Below are 18586 nucleotides of genomic sequence, written 5' to 3' on the forward strand. Positions count from 1 at the left end.
CTAACCATCCCTCGCTACCAATAGTTAACGTTTGTTAAATTGTTTGGTGGCGGGGGTTTTTGCCATGGTCGCACGGGCGTACACCGTGGCGTTTGAAGGCGTTGAGGCGCATCAGGTTGAGGTCCAATGCGCATTGGCGCCCGGCCTCCCGGCCTTTGCCATTGTCGGCCTGCCTGACAAAGCCGTCTCCGAAGCTCGGGACCGCATCCGCGCCGCGCTCGCTTCCATGGCAATCGCCCTGCCCTCCAAACGCATCACCATCAACCTGTCGCCCGCAGATCTGCCCAAAGAAGGCAGTCACTTTGACCTGCCCATCGCCGTGGCTCTGCTCGCCGCGCTCGGCATCATTCCTGAAGATGCATCAGAAAGCACTGTGAGCCTTGGCGAACTCTCCCTTGATGGCTCCCTCGTAGGCGTCACAGGTGCCTTACCCGCCGCGATGAGTGCGGCCGAAGACGACCGTATGTTGCTCTGCCCCGCCGTCAGCAGCCCCGAGGCCGCCTGGGTCGCCGCCACGCAAGTGATTGGTGCGGCCTCTCTGGCTGACGTTGTGCGCCACTACACTGGACAATCCCCTCTTGCGCCCTCACAACCCGGCGAGGTGCAAAGCGAGACCAGCTCCCTCGACCTGCGGGATGTGAAAGGCCAGGAACGCGCCAAACGTGCTTTGGAAATCGCAGCCGCCGGACGCCATCACCTGTTTATGGTGGGCTCTCCCGGTTCCGGAAAATCCATGTTGGCCGCCCGCCTGCCCACCATCCTCCCCCCAATGAGCCCCACCGAAGCCTTGGAAACCTCAATGATCCACTCAGTTGCCGGTATTCTAGACCAAGGTGGCATCTCCCGTGCACGCCCGTTTCGCGAACCCCATCATTCTGCATCGATGGCCGCCATCGTTGGTGGAGGTCGCCGCGCCCAACCCGGCGAAATCTCACTCGCCCACAACGGCGTGTTGTTCATGGACGAAATGCCAGAGTTCTCCCGCCCCGTGCTAGAAACCCTGCGCCAACCTATTGAAACCGGCCAGGTCATGATCGCACGGGCAAATGCCCATGTGACGTATCCCTGCAAATTCATGCTGATCGCCGCCGCCAATCCCTGCCGCTGTGGCCACATGTATGATCCGTCTCAAGCCTGCGCCCGCGTGCCTGAGTGTGGCCAAGACTACCTTGGTCGCCTCTCCGGCCCACTTATGGATCGCCTTGATTTGCGCATAGAAGTCCCGCCGGTTGCTTTTCGAGACCTCGACCTGCCCAACGATGGCGACACATCAGAACAAGTCGCCCAACGTGTGGCCGCCGCCCGCGCACTGCAAACGGAAAGGTTCGAAACCCACGAAGGCATCCGCGTGAACGCCGACGCCCAAGGCCAAGCTCTGGAAGAGATTGCCACACCAGATGCCGAAGGCCGCGCCTTGCTGTCCCAAGTGGCAGAACGCTTTGGCCTGACCGCGCGTGGCTATCACCGCGTCTTGCGCGTGGCCCGCACCATCGCGGACCTCGAGGGCGCCGAGCAAATCCGCCGCCCTCATCTGGCAGAAGCCATCAGCTTCCGCCTGTCCACCTCACAAGAGGTTTAAGCCAGCTTGCCTTCAATCGCTTCCCAGATTTTCTCGGCAATGTTCACCCCATCAAACCGCTCCAGCTCCTGAATGCCGGTGGGCGAGGTCACGTTGATCTCTGTCAGGTAGTCGCCAATCACGTCGATCCCAACAAAAACCTGCCCCTTTTCACGCAGCAACGGCCCAATCGCGGCACAGATCTCCAGATCACGCTCCGTCAGCCCAATCTTCTCCGGACGTCCGCCCACATGCATGTTGGACCGCGTCTCCCCAGCCGCAGGCACGCGGTTGATCGCGCCAACCGGCTCACCGTTCACTAGGATCACCCGCTTGTCGCCGTTGCTCACATCCGGCAGGAATTTCTGCACAATCAGCGGTTCACGGCTGAAGCCGGTGAAGAGCTCATGCAGCGAGGTCAGGTTGCGGTCATTGGCATCCAGGCGGAACACACCCGCACCACCATTGCCGTAGAGCGGTTTCAAAATCACATCGCCGTGCTTGGCTTTGAATTCCTTGATGGTTTCCAGATCGCGGGCAATTGTGGTTGGTGGTGTCAGGTCTGGGAAATCCAGCACCAACAGCTTTTCAGGGTAGTTGCGCACCCAGAACGGGTCATTCACCACCAACGTGTCCGGCGCCAAACGGTCCAGCAAATGCGTGCTGGTGATGTAGTGCATGTCAAATGGCGGGTCCTGACGCAGCCAAACCACGTCAAAATCTTTCAGGTTCACGCGTTCAAACAGCCCCAGGTCTACATGATTGCCCTGCTCACGGCGCACCACCATGGAATGGCCCCGCGCGGTGATCTCGCCTTCTTCGTAGGCCAGATGATCGGGCGAATAGAAAAACAACTCGTGCCCCCGCGCCTGCGCCTCTTCGGCGATGCGGAAAGAGCTGTCTGCGTTGATGTCGACCGAGGTGATCGGATCCATTTGAAAGGCGATTTTCATGTGCGCACCCTGATAATACGTTCGCACTTACATGGCCCATGCCACCCCCGCTTGCAATGGGGAGGCTGATCTTACCAAAGCGCATTCTCAAGGATGTGAACCTCTCCCTGCCCGTTCACCAAAGCCACATCAAATCGCATCTCGGTCAATAGGCCTTTGGGCTCCCCACCGGCAAACTCCTCAGCAGCCTTCATCAACCTTTGCACTTGCTTAGGAAGCAACCGCACCACCGCACTGTCAAAACTACGACTGTGTTTCACTTCGACAAACACCAACTCGTCACCATCGCGCAGGATCAGATCAACTTCACCCGCTTTGCCCCGCCAGCGCGCTTTGGCCAGCGACAGACCTTTCGCCTCATAGTGCCGCAGCACCATGTCCTCGGCGGCCTGCCCAGCCAGATAATTGCTGCGCCCGGTGTCTACTTTGCGCGTGTCACTCATACCAAACCTCTGCCCCACCTCCGGCAGGCTACCCCGCCTTTTGCAGCTTCAACGCCAATTGGTACACTTTACGCCGGTTGATGCCATAGGCCTTGGCAATGGCATCCGAGGCATCGCGCACCGACAACGAATCCAAAGCCTCTCTCAGCGCGGTCTCGATGTCTTCTTCACTGGCAGCCTCGCCCCGCTGCCGATCAATCAACACAACAATCTCACCCTTGATTGTCCGTTCTGGCAACTCCGCTGCCAACTCGTCCAACGTTCCCCGCAGCACTTCTTCAAACTTCTTGGTCAACTCCCGCGCCACAGCAGCTTTGCGTCCGCCGCCCAGAACCTCCGCGGCATCAGCCACCATCGCCATCACACGTTTCGGCGATTCGTAAAAAACCAACGTCCCCGGCACTTCGCGCACAGCTTCCAAGGCCGTTTGCCGTGCTTTCTTGGCATTGGGAAGAAATCCGGCAAAGAAAAACGAATCCGTCGGCAATCCTGCCAGCGACAAAGCCGTGATGATCGCACTGGGCCCGGGAGCGCTGGTCACCAAATGCCCAGCTTCGGCCGCAGCAAGTGACAAATGATAGCCCGGATCGGCAATCAACGGCGTGCCCGCCTCGGAGGCATAAGCCACCGATTTTCCAGCCTCCAGATAGCTCAACAGCTTGCCTCGCGCGCCTTCTCCCGAATGATCGTGATACGACAAAACATGTCGCCCATTCAGCGGGACCCCGTGTATTTCAAGGAGTTTCTTCATCGACCGTGTATCTTCCGCCGCAATCACATCTGCGCTGGCGAGAACATCCAACGCCCGCAAGGTGATGTCACGCGCACTGCCAATTGGTGTGGCGACAAAGTACAAACCGGGCTGCAATTTCACGGTCTGGTGATTCATAGCTGGACCCGCCTTTTCACTCGTTTATTATTCGGCAGCAACGCGGCCGGACCTCAATCACGGGCGTGACCCCAACGGGAGTGGAGCTTACCTATGTTGTCTTTTCTTAAACCCGCCCACCGCTTTGTGAAAGGGGCGGTCGCAGGGCTGTCCACGCTGGCGCTAATCTCTTGTGTTGAAAGCACCGGAAACTCCGGTCCAAAAATTGATGCCTCTGCGCCCGTGCCTGTCGCGCTTCTGGTGCCCAAAGGGTCCAGCAACTCGGGTGACGCGCTTCTTGCACAAAGCCTTGAAAATGCCGCCAAACTGGCAATTGCCGACCTCGGCGGAGTGAAAATTGACCTGCGCGTCTACCCAACAGCTGGAGACCCAAGCACTGCACAAGCTTCCGCCATCCAGGCTGTGGATGAAGGGGCAAAGATCATTCTTGGTCCGGTATTTGGCGAAGCCGCCAACGCCGCTGCCAAAGCTGTGGCGTCCCGAAATGTCAATGTGCTCTCATTCTCAAACAACACCACGATTGCTGGCGGCAACCTGTTTGTGCTTGGCCCAACATTTGACAACACCGCAGACCGTCTGGTTGCGTTTGCCAATAGCCAAGGCAAAGGCAACATCATGACAGTGCATGCCAACAATTCAGCGGGTTTGCTCGGCAACACCGCAATTGCCAACGCCATCACGCGCAAAGGCGCGAACAACGCAGGTGCCGTGGGATATGAATTTTCCCAAGAAGGTGTGATTGCCGCCGTCAGCCAAATCAAGCTGAACGCAGAGCAAAACAGCGCGGACACGCTGTTCCTGACGGCAAATACGTCCGGAGCGCTTCCGCTGCTGACGCAGTTGCTTCCCGAAGCTGGCCTCAGCCCGGCGACCATTCAATACATGGGTTTGACCCGTTGGGACGTCCCTGCTCAAACCTTGGAATTGCCCGGTGTGCAGGGTGGCTGGTACACGATGCCTGATCCCACCCTGACCAACCAGTTCCAGACCCGCTATGCGCAAACCTACGGCGGCCTGCCGCATTCCATTGGCGGCCTGGCGTATGACGGCATTGCGGCAATCGGCGCTCTGGTCAAACAAGGCAAATCTGATGCACTGACCACAGGCGCATTGACACAAGGTGCGGGTTTTCAGGGTGTGAACGGCATCTTCCGCCTGCGCACAGACGGTACAAACGAACGTGGGCTGGCCGTGGCCACAATCCGCGACAAAAAGGTGGTAATCATTGACCCTGCCCCATCCCGATTTGGAGGCGCTGGCAGCTAAAGCTGGCGACATCTTTCCAGCCCCGCCCAGCGCGGGGCTGATCTGCTCTGCTGACAACATCTTCAATTGCGCGGAAGTCACCGCCGAGCTTGCTGAAATCCTTAAAAAGGGCGGCAAAGAAAGTGAGCTGCGCAAAGAAGTGGTCCCGCTGCTTATGGCCCGTCGCAAGGCTGCCATGGCGCAGATCGCGGCCTCTTTCCGTGAGCAGCCCCGCGCGGCCCGCGCGATGACACGATCCTACACATGGCTGACAGATTGCCTGGTCAGCTGTGCTTTCCATGTCGCCACCGTCAGGTTCTATCCTTTGGCCACCCCTACCGAAGCAGAGCGCATCGCGCTCTTTGCCGTGGGCGGCTATGGCCGTGGTGAAATGGCGCCTCAGTCAGATGTCGACCTGCTATTTCTGACGCCATACAAGATCACACCGTGGGCGGAGAGCGTGATTGAATCCATGCTTTACCTGCTTTGGGATTTACGTCTGAAAGTTGGGCATAGCTCTCGCACAGTGAAAGACTGCCTGCGCTTGGGCCGGGAAGACTTCACCATTCGCACTGCATTGTTGGAGAACCGGTTCCTGCGCGGCCACGAGCCACTGGACGAGGAACTCACCTCCCGCCTTGAGGACGAATTGTTCAAAGGCACCGAGCAGGAGTTCATCGAAGCAAAGCTCAACGAACGGGACGAGCGCCACAATAAACAAGGCCAGCGCTACGTTGTTGAGCCCAACGTGAAAGAAGGCAAAGGTGGCCTGCGTGATCTGCAATCTCTCTTCTGGATTGCCAAGTACGTCTATCACGTCTCGGAAGTTTCTGAGCTTGTTGAGAAAGAGGTCTTGGCTCAGGACGAGCTGGAACGGTTTATTGAAGCCGAAAACTTCCTCTGGGCGGTGCGTGGTCATCTGCATCTGACCGCCGGTCGCCCCATGGAGCAGCTGACCTTTGACGTACAAGTCGAAATTGCGGATCAGATAGGCTACAGCGACAAAGGCGGCCGTCGCGCAGTCGAACACTTCATGCAGGAATTCTTCCGCCAGGCCACAGCTGTGGGCGATTTGACCCGCATCCTGTTGACCAAGCTGGAGGCCAACCACGCCAAGGCCGAACCACTTCTCGAGCGCATATTCCGTCGCCGCCCCCGTATGAAACCAGGCTACAAAATGGTGCACAACCGCCTGGACGTGGCCGATGAACAAGTATTCCTCTCCGATCCGCTGAACCTGCTGCGCCTGTTTGAAGAGGGTCTGCGCACCGGCATGTTGATCCACCCGGATGCCATGCGTTTGGTCACCGCAAACTTGCATTTGATTGACGAAGATTTCCGCGCCAACAAAGAAGCGCGCCGCCTGTTCCTCGATCTGCTGCTCAAACACGGCAACCCCGAGCGCGCGCTGCGCCGTATGAACGAATTGGGAGTGCTCGCAGCTTTCATCCCTGAGTTTGAGCCTATCGTGGCGATGATGCAGTTCAACATGTATCACTCCTATACGGTGGATGAGCACACCATTCAGGTGATCTCCAACTTCATGGACATCGAGCGTAAGGATCTTGAGGACGAGCTCCCGCTCAGCTCCGAAATCCTGGCCTCCAGCGGCATCAACCGCAAGGTGTTGATGGTCGCCATGCTGCTGCATGACATTGGCAAAGGACGCGACATTGACCACTCGATTTTGGGCGCCCGAATTGCCCGCAAGGTGGCGCCTAACCTGGGCTTGAACAAAGCCGACAGCGAAACGGTGGAATGGCTGGTACGCTATCACCTGCTGATGTCCGACATGGCGCAAAAACGCGACATCGCCGATCCCCGCACCGTGCGCGACTTTGCCAAGGCCGTACAAACCGTGGATCGCCTCAACTTACTGACCATCCTGACAGTTTGCGACATTCGCGGCGTTGGCCCCAATACTTGGAACAACTGGAAAGCCGTGCTGATCCGTGCGCTCTACGGCCAGACCAAACTGGTGCTTGAGGACGGCATGGAATCCCTCACCCGCGAAAATCGCGGTACCAAAGCCAAAAAGCTCCTGCGTGAAGAGTTGGCTGATTGGCCAACCAAAGACCTCAAGAAAGAGACCGCTCGCCACTACAAACCGTACTGGCAAGGCCTGCACATCACCGCGCACAAAGTTTTTGCTGAGCTTCTGCGCGACATTCCAGACGACGAAATCCGCATCGACCTGCACCCAGACGAAGACCGGGACGCCACCCGCGTGTGCTTTGCCATGGCGGATCATCCCGGCATCTTCTCGCGCATGTGCGGCGCGCTGGCGCTTGTTGGCGCCAACATCGTCGACGCCCGTACCTTCACGTCCAAAGATGGTTACGCCACCGCCGCCTTCTGGATACAGGATTCCGAGGACGCGCCCTATGAGGCCTCCCGCCTGCCGCGCCTGCGCAAAATGATCGAACGCACCCTAGCCGGAGAGGTGGTCACCACCGACGCGATCAAGTCCCGCGACGTCATCAAAAAACGGGAACGGGCGTTCAAAGTCCCAACCACCATCCTGTTTGATAACGAGGGCTCCGAAATCTACACGATCATCGAAGTCGACACCCGTGACCGACCTGGTCTGCTGTTTGATCTCACCCGCGCCTTGGCCAACACCAACGTATACATCGCCTCCGCGGTGATCGCGACTTTTGGCGAACAAGTCGTCGACACCTTCTACGTCAAAGACATGTTTGGTCTGAAGTTCCACGCCGAAAGTAAACAAAAGGCGTTGGAGAGAAAGCTGCGTGAAGCCATACTGCAAGGCGCTGAAAGGGCCAAAGCATGAAGCCGATCCGCCTGATGCGCGGCTTTCTGACCGTCGGCTTCTGGACCCTCCTGAGCCGCGTTCTCGGCTTTGTGCGTGAAATCCTGTTGCTGAGCTTCATTGGTCCCGGCCCGTTGTTGGACGCTTTTGTGGCCGCTTTCCGACTGCCCAACATGTTTCGCCGTTTTTTTGCCGAAGGCGCGTTTAATGCCGCCTTTGTGCCAATGTTCTCCAAAAAACTCGAAGGCGACGACGACGCAGAACATTTTGCCAGCGAAGCGCTCAGCCTCTTGTTTGCCGCCGTCATGACCCTAACAGCCCTCGGTATGATCTTCATGCCCGCGCTGGTCTGGCTCACGGCCGAAGGTTTTGCCGGGGATGAACGCTTTGATCTGACTGTTGGCTATGGCCGGATTGTCTTCCCCTACATCTTCTTCATGTCCTTGGCCGCGCTGTTTTCCGGCGTGCTCAATGCCACAGGGCGCTTTGCCGCCGCTGCTGCGGCCCCCGTGCTGCTCAACATCCTGATCATTCCGGCGCTGATTTTGGGCCACCTCTCCGGCGGTCCTGTCATCACTTGGCTGATATGGACCATCCCAGTGGCAGGTGTCGCACAACTGGGGCTGGTTTGGACTGCCACCCGCCGTGCAGGTTTGCACATCTCCCTGCGCCTGCCCAAATGGACGCCTGACATGGCCCGCATGGTGCGCGTGGCGGTGCCCGCGGCTCTGGCCTCCGGTGTCATGCAAATCAATCTGGTGGTGGGACAAATCGTGGCCTCCAACACCGAAGGCGCGGTGAGCTGGCTTTATGCCGCTGACCGCCTGTACCAGTTGCCTCTGGGCGTGATTGGCATTGCCATCGGCATAGTGCTCCTACCCGACCTCTCACGCCGTCTGAAAGCGGACGACCAAACTGGGGCGCAGAACGCCTTTTCCCGCGCCAGCGAGTTTGCGATGTTCCTGACCATCCCCTGCGCCGTCGCGTTCTTGATCATCCCTTTGCCCATAGTTTCGGTACTCTATGAGCGCGGTGCCACCGGCTCAGATGACGTCGCCGCAATCTCGGTTGCCCTGGCGATTTACGCAATTGGCCTGCCCGCGTTTGTGCTGCAAAAACTGCTGCAACCGCTCTATTTTGCCCGCGAAGACACCAAACGCCCGTTCCGATTTGCAGTCTGGGCCATGGTGGTGAATGCGGCTCTGGCTTTTGGCCTCGCGCCCTACATTCAATGGATGGCCCCGGCCATTGCCGCCACTGTTGCAGCTTGGATTATGGTGGCTCAGCTTGGCTTTGGCGCGCGTGAGTACGGCACCGTTGCCAAGTTTGACACCCGCCTGCGCAAACGTCTTTGGCGCATCTGCGTGGCGTCTGCGGCTATGGGGGGAACACTCTGGATCACCTGGGTCATTCTGGTCCCTTGGTTTAGCCTGCCCGGCTGGCGCTACATGGCTTTGCTGATCCTGCTGTCATTGGGAACAGCTGTCTATTTTGGCGTCGGCCGCCTGATCGGTGCCTATACGCCAGGCGTGTTAAAAGCCGCTGCCCGCCGTGGTTGAGCGGACACAAACCGACAAATAGACTCAGAAACAAGTTGCTCCCCCCCCCATAAGTGCCATTAACCTAAGGCATTCTTAAATCTCGGGAGTGAGACATGAATAATTGGATCGTAATGATGATCGTCGGCCTCTTGGCCGTGGTCTTGGGTGTTCTGGCATTGGCCAACCCTTTCGCAGCCTCCATGACTGCAACCGTGTTTGCGGGCTGGAGCTTTCTTTTCTTGGGCGCTGTTCAGGCCTTCGCATCCTTTAGCGCGCCGTCCACCGGCGCCAAAATTGCCGGGGTCATCCTTGGCCTTCTGGCCATGGTGATTGGTGTACATATCATCGCGCAACCACTTCAGGGCCTGCTGTCTCTGACTTTCGCCGCAGGCATCCTGTTTCTGGTGTCCGGTGTTTTCAAAGGCGTGTTTGGCTTTTCAAACTTCGAAGGCAGCGCGCGGTGGGCATTGTTGCTCTCTGGCCTGATCTCCGTGGTCCTCGGCCTGATGGTGCTCAACAATTTCCCGCAATCCGCCGCAGTTCTGCTCGGAGTTTTGCTGGCTATTGAGCTTCTCTCCAACGGCATCAGCGCCATCGCACTGGCCTTTGCCGTGCGCAATCTGAACAACGCTGAAGCAGACCAAGAGGAAGCGGCCTAATCAGGCCATTTCTACTGGCGGCGGATCTTTTCGCGGATCCGCTGCCACCCTCCGGGGATCAGTGCAAAGGACATCAAAAACCCTGCGCCAAAGCCGATCACATCGGCCACCCAATCCGGACCGCCCCCAAAAACTAGGCTAAAGCCCAACTGAATGGCCACCAACATGCCAATCAGCGAGAACGCGCGAACTTGTGGTTCGCCCACGGCCCCCAAACTGGTCCACAGCAAGAACGTAAACGCACCAATGAGGCCGTAAACGCCAGGGTAGCTGCCCAGCAAAGGTGTGGACACATCCAATATCAGCGCATAGCCCAATGCACCCACAACGCCAGACAGCACAAAGATCACCAGAGTGGCCCAGCCGGAAAACACCTCTCCCACCATCTTGCCCATTGCCAACAGCAGAACGCCGCCAAACAGCGCATGGGTGAAGCTGTAATGCACAAACAGGTAGCTCACAAAGCGGATCATATGTTCCAACGGATACTGTCCGTTGATCACCATCCAATCAAAGATATCCGACGAAAACGCATAGCGCTGAATGGCGTCCAGCCGCCAACCCACCGCCGTCGGCCCGCCTAGGATGCCTTTGGAGCCGAGCCAGAGCGCCGCTTCAACACCAACCAGCAACAGGAATAACGCCGTCACCACCGGCGGCAACGGGTTCACGGGGCTTTGATCATCTGGGTGGGACATGCCTGTTCTCCTTACCCGTCCTGCTTGACGGTGTTTGACCTCGGAGATAAGCCAAGCAGGCTAACAAATCCAGATGGAGTATTTCCAATGAACGAGGCGGTCCAAACGTCCTCCACCTTTACCCCACGCGTCTTTTCCGGGATTCAACCCTCGGGCGGCCTGACGCTGGGCAATTACCTCGGCGCGATGAAGCGCTTTGTCGACATGCAAGAGGCCGGCACCCATGAGACCGTGTTCTGCATGGTTGACCTGCATGCCATCACAGTCTGGCAAGACCCTGCCAAGCTGCAACGCGCCACCCGCGAACTCTGCGCAGGTTTCATTGCTGCAGGCATCGATCCGAAAAAATCGATCCTGTTCAATCAATCCGCCGCGCCAGAACATGCCCAACTGGCATGGATCTTCAACTGCGTCGCCCGCATGGGTTGGATGCAGCGCATGACCCAATGGAAAGACAAAGCCGGTAAAAACTCCCAAAACGCCTCGCTGGGCCTGTTTGCCTACCCGGCTCTTATGGCTGCGGACATTCTGATTTACCATGCCACGCACGTTCCGGTGGGCGAGGATCAGAAACAGCACCTCGAGCTGACCCGCGACGTCGCGACCAAGTTCAACCACGACTACGGCGTGGACTTCTTCCCCATCACCGAACCGGTGATCGAGGGCGCAGCCACCCGTGTGATGTCCTTCCGCGATGGCACCAAAAAGATGTCCAAATCCGACCCATCTGATGCGTCGCGCATCAACATGACCGACGACGCGGACACCATCGCCAAGAAAATCCGCAAGGCCAAAACCGACCCGGAAGCCCTGCCGTCCGAGGCCAAAGGTCTGGAAGAGCGTCCAGAGGCCCGCAACCTGGTCAACATCTATGCTGGCCTGTCCGGCCTGACGGTGGAACAAGTTCTGGCAGACGTGGGAGGCAAGCAATTCTCCGAGTTCAAGCCAATGCTGTCTGACCTCGCGGTTTCAAAATTGTCTCCGATCAGCACCGAAATGGCCCGCTTGATGGAGCACCAGGACGAGATCGACAAGATCCTCGCCCATGGTGCAAGTCAGGCCCGCGAAATCGCTGCGCCGATCCTGAAAAAGACCTACGAGATCGTTGGTATGGTCGGCGCCTAAGCCTTCCACACCACTGCAATCAATCAGCCCCGCCACTGGCGGGGCTTTTTATTGGCGATGCCTGCATAGTGTGTTGGTTGGTTCCGATATGAAGGAATAGGCCAATATCGCCTCTGAACGACACATCAGAGGCACTATGCAAATGAAATCCTGAGACAAATTATGAAAGGCCTTCGCGGCCCTACTTCTGATCAAGCGGCAGCGCTCCTTCAGTCGGTCTAGGAAATGGCTGCGAACAACGCTGAGAAGACTGCGATTGACACTCAAAGCAGAGAGGCCTGCTGTCCGCACTGCCAATTCCCGAACAAGCTGAAATGGGGTCGCACACGCACTGGCGCACAGCGCGATCGTTGCAACCAATACGGCAAGACTTTCAGGTGGTTCAATCGCGCATTTGCAACGGATTGATCAATTCTACAAGGTGCAGGAGGACATGCTCACCGCGGCCACCCCAGCTCCGTCCGGCAACTGGCCCGAAGATTTGGCATCACCAAAGACACAACATGGCGGTGGCAAAAAACCATCCTGCAGGTGTTCTCGCAATCCGTCACGCCACGCTCCGGAATCGTCGAAGTGGATGAGACTTTCGTCCAAGAATGCCGGAAGGGCAGCCGTGAATGGGTGCGACACGAGTTCGACCCAGCCAACAACCCCAAACTGCCGCGCCTGAGCTGGTATGAATACAAGCTGACCGGCACGCTGAAAAAGCGCGGGCTGAGCAGATGCAGCGCTCTATTCAGATGGTTTTTCTGCGTATGCCAAGTTTGCCAAGGCAACTGGCCTCTCGCATTTCGTGCTCGGCACCAAACCCGGCACTCGCAAATTCCAGCAGAGCCTTCACATACAAAACGTGAACGCTTTGCATTCGCGCTTAAAGGCCTTCCTGCGGCCCTTTAAAGGGCCAGCCAAGAAATATCTCGACGGCAATGTGGATTGGTTTTTTGCTCGTGCGAATATGGCAGTAGATTGTGCACTTAGCCGCTTGCTGGATTGCGCCAAACCATAAGCGCAAAGTGCTTTGATGTTCCAACGTAGTTGGGAAGAGCGATCTGATGATTGAATCCGTCGGACAGAGCAACGTTGATAGATGCAGATGGGTCCATTGCTCCAGACAGATTGGGTTGCCCAGAATCTTTGGCGCCCTCTTCAAAGGCCTGCTTCTAAATTCAGTAGTTCCTGAACGCTCGCGCTTGCCCGGAAAGGGTAGTGCAATGGCAACACCGTCTAAGCCAACTTTCACAACCAGAGCCTTCAAAGATACCAGCAAAGGAGAGAGTTCCCGGGCCAGTGATTGGTGGCCCGCTCCAGCCGTAAGAAGCATGCGGCAAACGTAAAGCCAACTGCCGGCCGGATTATGGGTAATCCCGGACCCATCTCTGGTAGCTGTAATCCAATCGTGTGCTGTCAAAGCAACGCGGGGCTGGAGGCGTATGGCGTTCGAATACCCGATAATGCGCCCTGCATTTTCACGATGGCATTCAAGTCATCATGGGTAGTCGTTCGCGCAGACGCAGACATTGTCACAAATTGGCCCTCCCGAGTAGAGGCTGAATATATTGTGCGAAATCAATTGATAAACTCTACTACCTCCAGTGCACGCAACACTGAACCAACACGCTGTGCAGACACTTTTTCTTTATTTGCCCTTTAAGAGCGTCCCCAACGCACGCTCCAAAAAAAGCGCCTTGTGCCCCTTAAACGAGCCCATCACCGGATTGCCAAACCCAATCTTCTCCGCAACCCGAACAGAGCCTGCATGCGCCGGATCAAAAATCGCGCAGGCCATCGGAAACTCTGATGAAAGGGCCTTGTCCGCCCAGTCCATCACCGCCGTCACAGCCTCCGTCGCCAGCCCTTGCCCCTGTGCAGAAGTCTTCAACGCCCAACCGGCTTCTGGTTTACCATGCACACTGGGCTGTGTGTCTCGATGATAATCCGCCAATCCGGCTTCTCCTAAGAACGCGCCGTCGATCTTGCTCTCAATCACCCAATAGCCATAGCCCAGCGCCTGCCAGTGCCCGATGTACCGCAGCACCCGCGACCACGACTCTGCCGCGGTCGACGGCACACCAGAGATATGCGCCACAACTTTAGGGTCCGCCCACATCGCCGCACTGTCCTCAAAGTCCGCGAGCCTATGCCCTCGCAGAACCAGGCGCTCCGTTTCCAGAACCGGTACCAAACTGCTTGTTTTCATCTACCTACCTTTTCTTCCCGACGTCCGTTTCATCAGGTCGGGGCACTCTAAATCCTAGCGGCATCAGGCAGCAACTCCAAAGCAAAGCAAGAATTAGTCTGGCAGAGGATCAAATCAGAGGTGTGAGGTGCAAGGCGCCGACAGAACCTCGCCAACGGAACCAACCGCTTGAGAAGCATACGTACTTAGGGTTAGCCTGTGAGTGTGCAAACCGTTGCAGGTTTCCCTGTGCTTGGCTTAAGAAAGTGATCGCATCAATGCCTGGAAAATCCACAAACCTCCTGCTGATCTCTGCCTTGTTCATAAGCGCGATGATCGCACTTTGGGGGATCATCGATCCCAAAGGGCTGGGCGATCTTGCGGCGGCAGCGGTGCACTTACAGTTTGGCAGCCGTGGCTGGTTTATCATGCTGGAGGCAAGCGGCCTGTTGTTTGTCGCAATTTTTCTCGCGTTTTCCCGCTTTGGAAATATTCGGCTCGGTCCCGATGATGCCGCGCCTGAATTTTCCACACCAGCCTGGGTCGCAATGTTGTTTGCCGCTGGCATGGGCATCGGATTGTTGTTCTACGGGGCTGCTGAGCCACTGACCCACTTCGATGAACTTCGCAGGTATTCCCGCCCCCCAGAAGCCGCCGGCTACGCTCTGTTTGTGACCTACCTGAATTGGGGATTTCACGCATGGGCAATCTACGGCGTAGTTGGGCTAATAATTGCCTATTTTGCCTACCGCCGCGGCCGCCCTCTTTTGCTCAGCGCGCCGTTGATTGACACTCTGGGCGAGGTCGGCTGGGTTCGTCTGCTGGCGTGGCTGTTTGACTTGATGGCCATTGTCGCCATCGCGGTGGGTTTGTCCGGCTCTTTGGCGATGGGGGTGTTCCAAATTCAAACTGGTGTTGCGGGCTTACTTGGCGTGAACGACGCCACCGCGCTGACATATCCAGTGTTTCTCACCATGTGTGTGGCCTTTGTCATTCCGCTCCGGCGCGATCTGGGAGACGGCATGGCCAAGCTGTCAAACGCAGCAATGCTCATTGCGATCGGCCTTATGGTGTATTTGCTGATTGCAGGACCAACCTCCTACCTAATGAACGGTATTGTCTCCGGTTTTGGAAGATATCTGTTCAACGTCCTCCCCGCAGGATTTTCCACTGCGGAATTTTTTGATGGCGAAATCGTTGATTGGTTTCAGGGGTGGACGCTCAATTACATGATTTGGTGGCTGGCTTGGTCCCCATTTGTCGGCATTTTTATCGCCCGTATTTCCCGTGGACGAACCATCCGCGAGTTTCTTGTCGGGGTAATCGCGGCACCAACCTTGTTTTCCGTGCTCTGGTTCGGCATTTTTGGCGGCTTGGGGTTCTTCGACGCCCTGCGTAGCGAAGGCGCGCTGTCTGCCATCAATCGCGCAAATCTGGATGCCACCACATTTGCGCTGCTGGACAAATTCCCTGTCAGCCGGATCACCCACGTTGCGACGATCACCGCCGCCTTTTTGTTTGTGGTGACCAGCGTAGTAAGTGCTGGATTCACATTGGCGATGATAGGCACCGGGGGTGACGAAAACCCCTCCCCCAGAATTCGCACGATTTGGGGCGCGATCCTGGCCGCATTGGGTCTGGCGATGGTATTGGTCGGTGACATCGCATTGGTGCGGTCGATCATTGCACTGTCTGCTATTGCCTTTGTCTTTATTGTACCGGTTCTCGTTGTATGCCTGTTCCGGTCTTTGCAGCGAGAGGAGCACACATGAGCGGTTCACTCATCGACACGATGCTCAATGTCTCTGTTTTTGCCTACATCGGTTTCCTGATTTGGCTGAGCGTTCGACCAGACCCATAGGATATGGAACACAAAGCCGTCTTTGGCACACTCGATCCCACCAATCTGCGCGCCTGCGCACATGCTCCGCGCCAAATCGCAAGTTTTCAGCCCGCAAACACGCGCCTACCTTTGTTCCCAACAAAGGAGACCTCTTATGACTGCGCCTTACGCCCCCTCCGCGCGCATTGGCCATGTGCACTTGAAAGTAGCCGACCTCGATCGTGCCATAACGTTCTATTCCAACGTTTTGGGGTTTGAAGTGCAAAGCCGCCTCGGCAATGACGCAGCCTTTCTTGGCGCCGATGGCTATCACCATCACATCGGCCTCAACACATGGCGCAGCAAAGGCGGCACGCCAGCCCCCGAACATCACACCGGCCTATTTCACACCGCGATCCTCTACCCATCCCGCGCGGACCTCGCCACCGCTGTGCAACGTGTCATCGACGCTGGCTTCCCCGTTCTGGGCGCATCTGACCATGGTGTGTCTGAAGCCATCTACTTCAACGACCCCGATGGCAACGGCGTAGAGCTCTACCGCGACCGCCATACCGCTGAGTGGCCGCGCCACGACGATGGCAGCCTGCAAATGTACAGCCGCCCTCTCCAGTTGGATGATCTGCTATCAGGTGTCGCTTGAGGTCTGAGGTTGTCACAAAACTGCAAACGACTTGTCACGAATCTGAATCCACCGCCTCCTAACTTGGACATCACCAATGATCCAAGCCTCAGGAGTCAGGCATGTCCCACGACGATCTTTCCTTTGACGAAATTGACGAGCTGATTTCGCCACGCGCTGAAGAAACCGATTTTGACCAAGTTGTAGAAACCGCCTTGTCCCGCCGAGGCTTTCTTGGGGGTGTGATGACCTTTGGTCTTGGGTCGTTCCTTGTTGGAACCACCGCTATGCCCTGCAAAGCCCTGGCAGAAGGCCCCGCCGACCGCTTCGGATTTGCCGCCGTTGCAGCCAACACCGAAGACACCATCACCGTGCCCGAAGGCTTTGAATGGGACCAGGTAGTGACCTGGGGTGATCCGCTTTTCGCCGACGCGCCAACCTTTGACGAAGCCACCCGTGGCACCGCCGCGTCTCAGGCCCGCGCCTTTGGTGACAACAACGACGGCATGTCGATCTTCACCAAAGATGGCCGCACCGTCATGGCCATCAACAACGAGTACACCAACCGCAAGATCCTCTGGGGCAACAACCCGGACCGTCGGTGGGTCACAGAGGACGACGTTCAGAAAGGCATGAACGCCCACGGCATCTCTGTCTTTGAAGTTGCGCGTGACGAGAGCGGCAAATGGCAGGTTGTACTCGACAGCGACCTAAACCGCCGCATCACACCGCAAACAGACATGGACCTGACCGGCCCTGCCGCAGGCCATGACCTCTTGAAAACCGACGCCGATCCAGCCGGCACCAAGACCCGCGGCACCTGGAACAACTGCGGCAACGGCGAAACTCCGTGGGGCACCTATCTGACCTGCGAAGAAAACTTCAACGGCTACTTCTCCGCTGCGGACGAAGCCCACGAAGTCTCCACAGAACTCAAGCGCTACGGTGTGTCTTCCAAAGACTGGGGCTATGGCTGGGCCAAAGTGGATGATCGCTTTGACGTCTCCAAAAACCCAAATGAACCCAACCGCGCGGGCTATGTGGTTGAAATCGATCCATTTAACCCAACCTCCACGCCCAAAAAGCGCACCGCTCTGGGCCGCTTCAAACACGAAAACGCGGCTGTTGTACTGGCACCCAACGGCAAAGCAGTGGTTTACCTCGGTGACGATGAGCGCGGCGAATTCCTCTACAAATTTGTCTCCCACTGCACCTACTCCGCCACCGGCGACAACAGCGATCTATTGGAAAGCGGCGACCTGTTTGTGGCCAAGTTCTTCGATGACATGCGCGGCGAATGGCTGGCCCTGACGCCCGAAACCACCGGCATGTCCGACGCAGAGATCCGCATCCACACCCGTCAGGCCGCGTCCCACGTTGGCGCGACCACGATGGACCGCCCAGAATGGGTGGCGGTGAACCCAACCAAGGCAGAAGCCTATGTTGCGCTCACCAACAACAAGAACCGGGGCAAAAAGCCAAATGCGGGGGGCGACGACACTTCCGCAAACGGCCCAAATCCGCGTGACCACAACAATTACGGCCAAATCGCCCGCTGGATGCCGGACAACGAAGACCACAGCGCAAACGGGTTTAGCTGGAACCTCTTCGCGCTGGCTGGCAACCCGGATGTGCATGATGATGCCTATGCAGGCAGCGAGAACATCAATGCGGGCAATATGTTCAACTCACCGGACGGCATGGCCTTTGACGACACCGGCCTGTTGTGGATCCAGACCGACGGCAAATATTCTAACAAAGGTGACTTTGCGGGCATGGGCAACAACCAGATGCTTGCGGGCGACACCGTGACCGGTGAAATCCGCCGCTTCTTGGTTGGTCCCAAAGAATGTGAAGTCACCGGCGTTTGCTGGTCCCCGGATCGCCGCACCATGTTTGTCGGCATTCAGCACCCGGGCGAAAAAGGCAACTCCCACTTCCCGGATGGCGGCACCTCTGTGCCACGGTCTGGTGTTTTCGCGGTACGGCGCACAGACGGCGGCCTCATTGGATAACGACGACGCACATTCTGACTACCCAAATACCTTTTTGCATCCCGCTTTT

At 57.3% G+C, this 18586-nt stretch carries 14 protein-coding genes and 1 pseudogene; 10 read left to right on the forward strand and 5 right to left on the reverse strand.

Annotated elements, in window-relative coordinates; translation table 11 throughout:
- Positions 1 to 64: 64 nt before the first annotated feature.
- Positions 65 to 1579 (forward strand): YifB family Mg chelatase-like AAA ATPase, encoded by a 1515-nt coding sequence (locus tag QOL67_RS16110; RefSeq protein ID WP_283427003.1) that lies wholly within the window; start codon positions 65 to 67, stop codon positions 1577 to 1579.
- Here the strand turns inward: QOL67_RS16110 and gshB are convergent.
- From gshB to rsmI, 3 genes are all read right to left on the reverse strand, one after another.
- Positions 1576 to 2511 carry a glutathione synthase gene (gshB, locus tag QOL67_RS16115; protein WP_283427004.1) on the reverse strand — a complete coding sequence of 312 codons (936 nt, stop codon included), beginning with the start codon at positions 2509 to 2511 and terminating at the stop codon, positions 1576 to 1578. The genes QOL67_RS16110 and gshB overlap by 4 nt on opposite strands.
- Positions 2512 to 2582: 71 nt before the next feature.
- Positions 2583 to 2954: a YraN family protein gene (locus QOL67_RS16120; RefSeq protein ID WP_283427005.1), complete on the reverse strand. Its 372-nt coding sequence runs from the start codon at positions 2952 to 2954 to the stop codon at positions 2583 to 2585.
- Positions 2955 to 2982: 28 nt separating this feature from the next.
- Positions 2983 to 3843, reverse strand: a complete 861-nt coding sequence (gene rsmI, locus QOL67_RS16125) for a 16S rRNA (cytidine(1402)-2'-O)-methyltransferase (RefSeq protein ID WP_283427006.1) — start codon at positions 3841 to 3843, stop codon at positions 2983 to 2985.
- A gap of 93 nt (positions 3844 to 3936) precedes the next feature.
- Here rsmI and QOL67_RS16130 point away from each other — a divergent pair, with 93 nt between their 5' ends.
- The 4 genes from QOL67_RS16130 to QOL67_RS16145 all read left to right on the forward strand — a co-directional run bounded on the left by QOL67_RS16130 (position 3937) and on the right by QOL67_RS16145 (position 10061).
- On the forward strand, positions 3937 to 5109 hold the full coding sequence (locus tag QOL67_RS16130) for a penicillin-binding protein activator (RefSeq protein WP_283427007.1): 1173 nt from the start codon (positions 3937 to 3939) through the stop codon (positions 5107 to 5109).
- Positions 5069 to 7882: a [protein-PII] uridylyltransferase gene (locus QOL67_RS16135; protein WP_430458961.1), complete on the forward strand. Its 2814-nt coding sequence runs from the start codon at positions 5069 to 5071 to the stop codon at positions 7880 to 7882. The genes QOL67_RS16130 and QOL67_RS16135 overlap by 41 nt, the downstream gene beginning before the upstream one ends.
- Positions 7879 to 9420 carry a murein biosynthesis integral membrane protein MurJ gene (murJ, locus tag QOL67_RS16140; protein ID WP_283427008.1) on the forward strand — a complete coding sequence of 514 codons (1542 nt, stop codon included), beginning with the start codon at positions 7879 to 7881 and terminating at the stop codon, positions 9418 to 9420. The genes QOL67_RS16135 and murJ overlap by 4 nt, the downstream gene beginning before the upstream one ends.
- Before the next feature lie 95 nt (positions 9421 to 9515).
- Positions 9516 to 10061: an HdeD family acid-resistance protein gene (locus QOL67_RS16145; protein WP_283427009.1), complete on the forward strand. Its 546-nt coding sequence runs from the start codon at positions 9516 to 9518 to the stop codon at positions 10059 to 10061.
- An 11-nt stretch (positions 10062 to 10072) separates the two neighbouring features.
- Here QOL67_RS16145 and QOL67_RS16150 read toward each other — a convergent pair whose 3' ends face one another.
- On the reverse strand, positions 10073 to 10759 hold the full coding sequence (locus tag QOL67_RS16150; protein ID WP_283427010.1) for a rhomboid family intramembrane serine protease: 687 nt from the start codon (positions 10757 to 10759) through the stop codon (positions 10073 to 10075).
- A gap of 87 nt (positions 10760 to 10846) precedes the next feature.
- Here QOL67_RS16150 and trpS point away from each other — a divergent pair, with 87 nt between their 5' ends.
- Together trpS and QOL67_RS16160 are read left to right on the forward strand one after the other, a co-directional pair.
- The gene (gene trpS, locus QOL67_RS16155) at positions 10847 to 11884 is read left to right on the forward strand and encodes a tryptophan--tRNA ligase (RefSeq protein WP_283427011.1); all 1038 of its coding nucleotides are present in this window, start codon (positions 10847 to 10849) and stop codon (positions 11882 to 11884) included.
- Between the two features lie 162 nt (positions 11885 to 12046).
- Positions 12047 to 12890 (forward strand): annotated as a pseudogene (locus tag QOL67_RS16160) (IS1/IS1595 family N-terminal zinc-binding domain-containing protein).
- Between the two features lie 630 nt (positions 12891 to 13520).
- On the opposite strand, the gene QOL67_RS16165 reads toward QOL67_RS16160, so the two are convergent.
- Entirely contained in the window at positions 13521 to 14081 is a 561-nt protein-coding gene (locus tag QOL67_RS16165) for a GNAT family N-acetyltransferase (RefSeq protein ID WP_283427012.1), read from the reverse strand.
- Positions 14082 to 14338: 257 nt separating this feature from the next.
- Here QOL67_RS16165 and QOL67_RS16170 point away from each other — a divergent pair, with 257 nt between their 5' ends.
- From QOL67_RS16170 to QOL67_RS16180, 3 genes are all read left to right on the forward strand, one after another.
- A complete protein-coding gene (locus tag QOL67_RS16170; RefSeq protein WP_283427013.1) occupies positions 14339 to 15832 on the forward strand; it encodes a BCCT family transporter in 1494 nt (497 codons plus the stop codon).
- 225 nt (positions 15833 to 16057) lie between these two features.
- Positions 16058 to 16543, forward strand: coding sequence for a VOC family protein (locus tag QOL67_RS16175; protein WP_283427014.1), 486 nt, complete (start codon positions 16058 to 16060; stop codon positions 16541 to 16543).
- A gap of 101 nt (positions 16544 to 16644) precedes the next feature.
- Positions 16645 to 18537, forward strand: coding sequence for a PhoX family protein (locus QOL67_RS16180; protein ID WP_283427015.1), 1893 nt, complete (start codon positions 16645 to 16647; stop codon positions 18535 to 18537).
- Positions 18538 to 18586: the final 49 nt, after the last annotated feature.

The organism is Shimia sagamensis, from assembly GCF_900182745.1.
In the GTDB taxonomy this organism is placed as follows: Bacteria; Pseudomonadota; Alphaproteobacteria; order Rhodobacterales; family Rhodobacteraceae; genus Shimia; species Shimia sagamensis.

What these genes read in the sequence shown, in the direction of transcription:
- QOL67_RS16175 (WP_283427014.1), top strand. Translation starts at nt 16,058, where the DNA reads ATGACTGCGCCTTACGCCCCCTCCGCGCGCATTGGCCATGTGCACTTG.
- QOL67_RS16165 (WP_283427012.1), bottom strand. Translation starts at nt 14,081, where the DNA reads ATGAAAACAAGCAGTTTGGTACCGGTTCTGGAAACGGAGCGCCTGGTT.
- murJ (WP_283427008.1), top strand. Translation starts at nt 7,879, where the DNA reads ATGAAGCCGATCCGCCTGATGCGCGGCTTTCTGACCGTCGGCTTCTGG.
- QOL67_RS16110 (WP_283427003.1), top strand. Translation starts at nt 65, where the DNA reads ATGGTCGCACGGGCGTACACCGTGGCGTTTGAAGGCGTTGAGGCGCAT.
- QOL67_RS16150 (WP_283427010.1), bottom strand. Translation starts at nt 10,759, where the DNA reads ATGTCCCACCCAGATGATCAAAGCCCCGTGAACCCGTTGCCGCCGGTG.
- gshB (WP_283427004.1), bottom strand. Translation starts at nt 2,511, where the DNA reads ATGAAAATCGCCTTTCAAATGGATCCGATCACCTCGGTCGACATCAAC.
- QOL67_RS16120 (WP_283427005.1), bottom strand. Translation starts at nt 2,954, where the DNA reads ATGAGTGACACGCGCAAAGTAGACACCGGGCGCAGCAATTATCTGGCT.
- QOL67_RS16145 (WP_283427009.1), top strand. Translation starts at nt 9,516, where the DNA reads ATGAATAATTGGATCGTAATGATGATCGTCGGCCTCTTGGCCGTGGTC.
- QOL67_RS16130 (WP_283427007.1), top strand. Translation starts at nt 3,937, where the DNA reads ATGTTGTCTTTTCTTAAACCCGCCCACCGCTTTGTGAAAGGGGCGGTC.
- QOL67_RS16180 (WP_283427015.1), top strand. Translation starts at nt 16,645, where the DNA reads ATGTCCCACGACGATCTTTCCTTTGACGAAATTGACGAGCTGATTTCG.
- QOL67_RS16170 (WP_283427013.1), top strand. Translation starts at nt 14,339, where the DNA reads ATGCCTGGAAAATCCACAAACCTCCTGCTGATCTCTGCCTTGTTCATA.
- rsmI (WP_283427006.1), bottom strand. Translation starts at nt 3,843, where the DNA reads ATGAATCACCAGACCGTGAAATTGCAGCCCGGTTTGTACTTTGTCGCC.
- trpS (WP_283427011.1), top strand. Translation starts at nt 10,847, where the DNA reads ATGAACGAGGCGGTCCAAACGTCCTCCACCTTTACCCCACGCGTCTTT.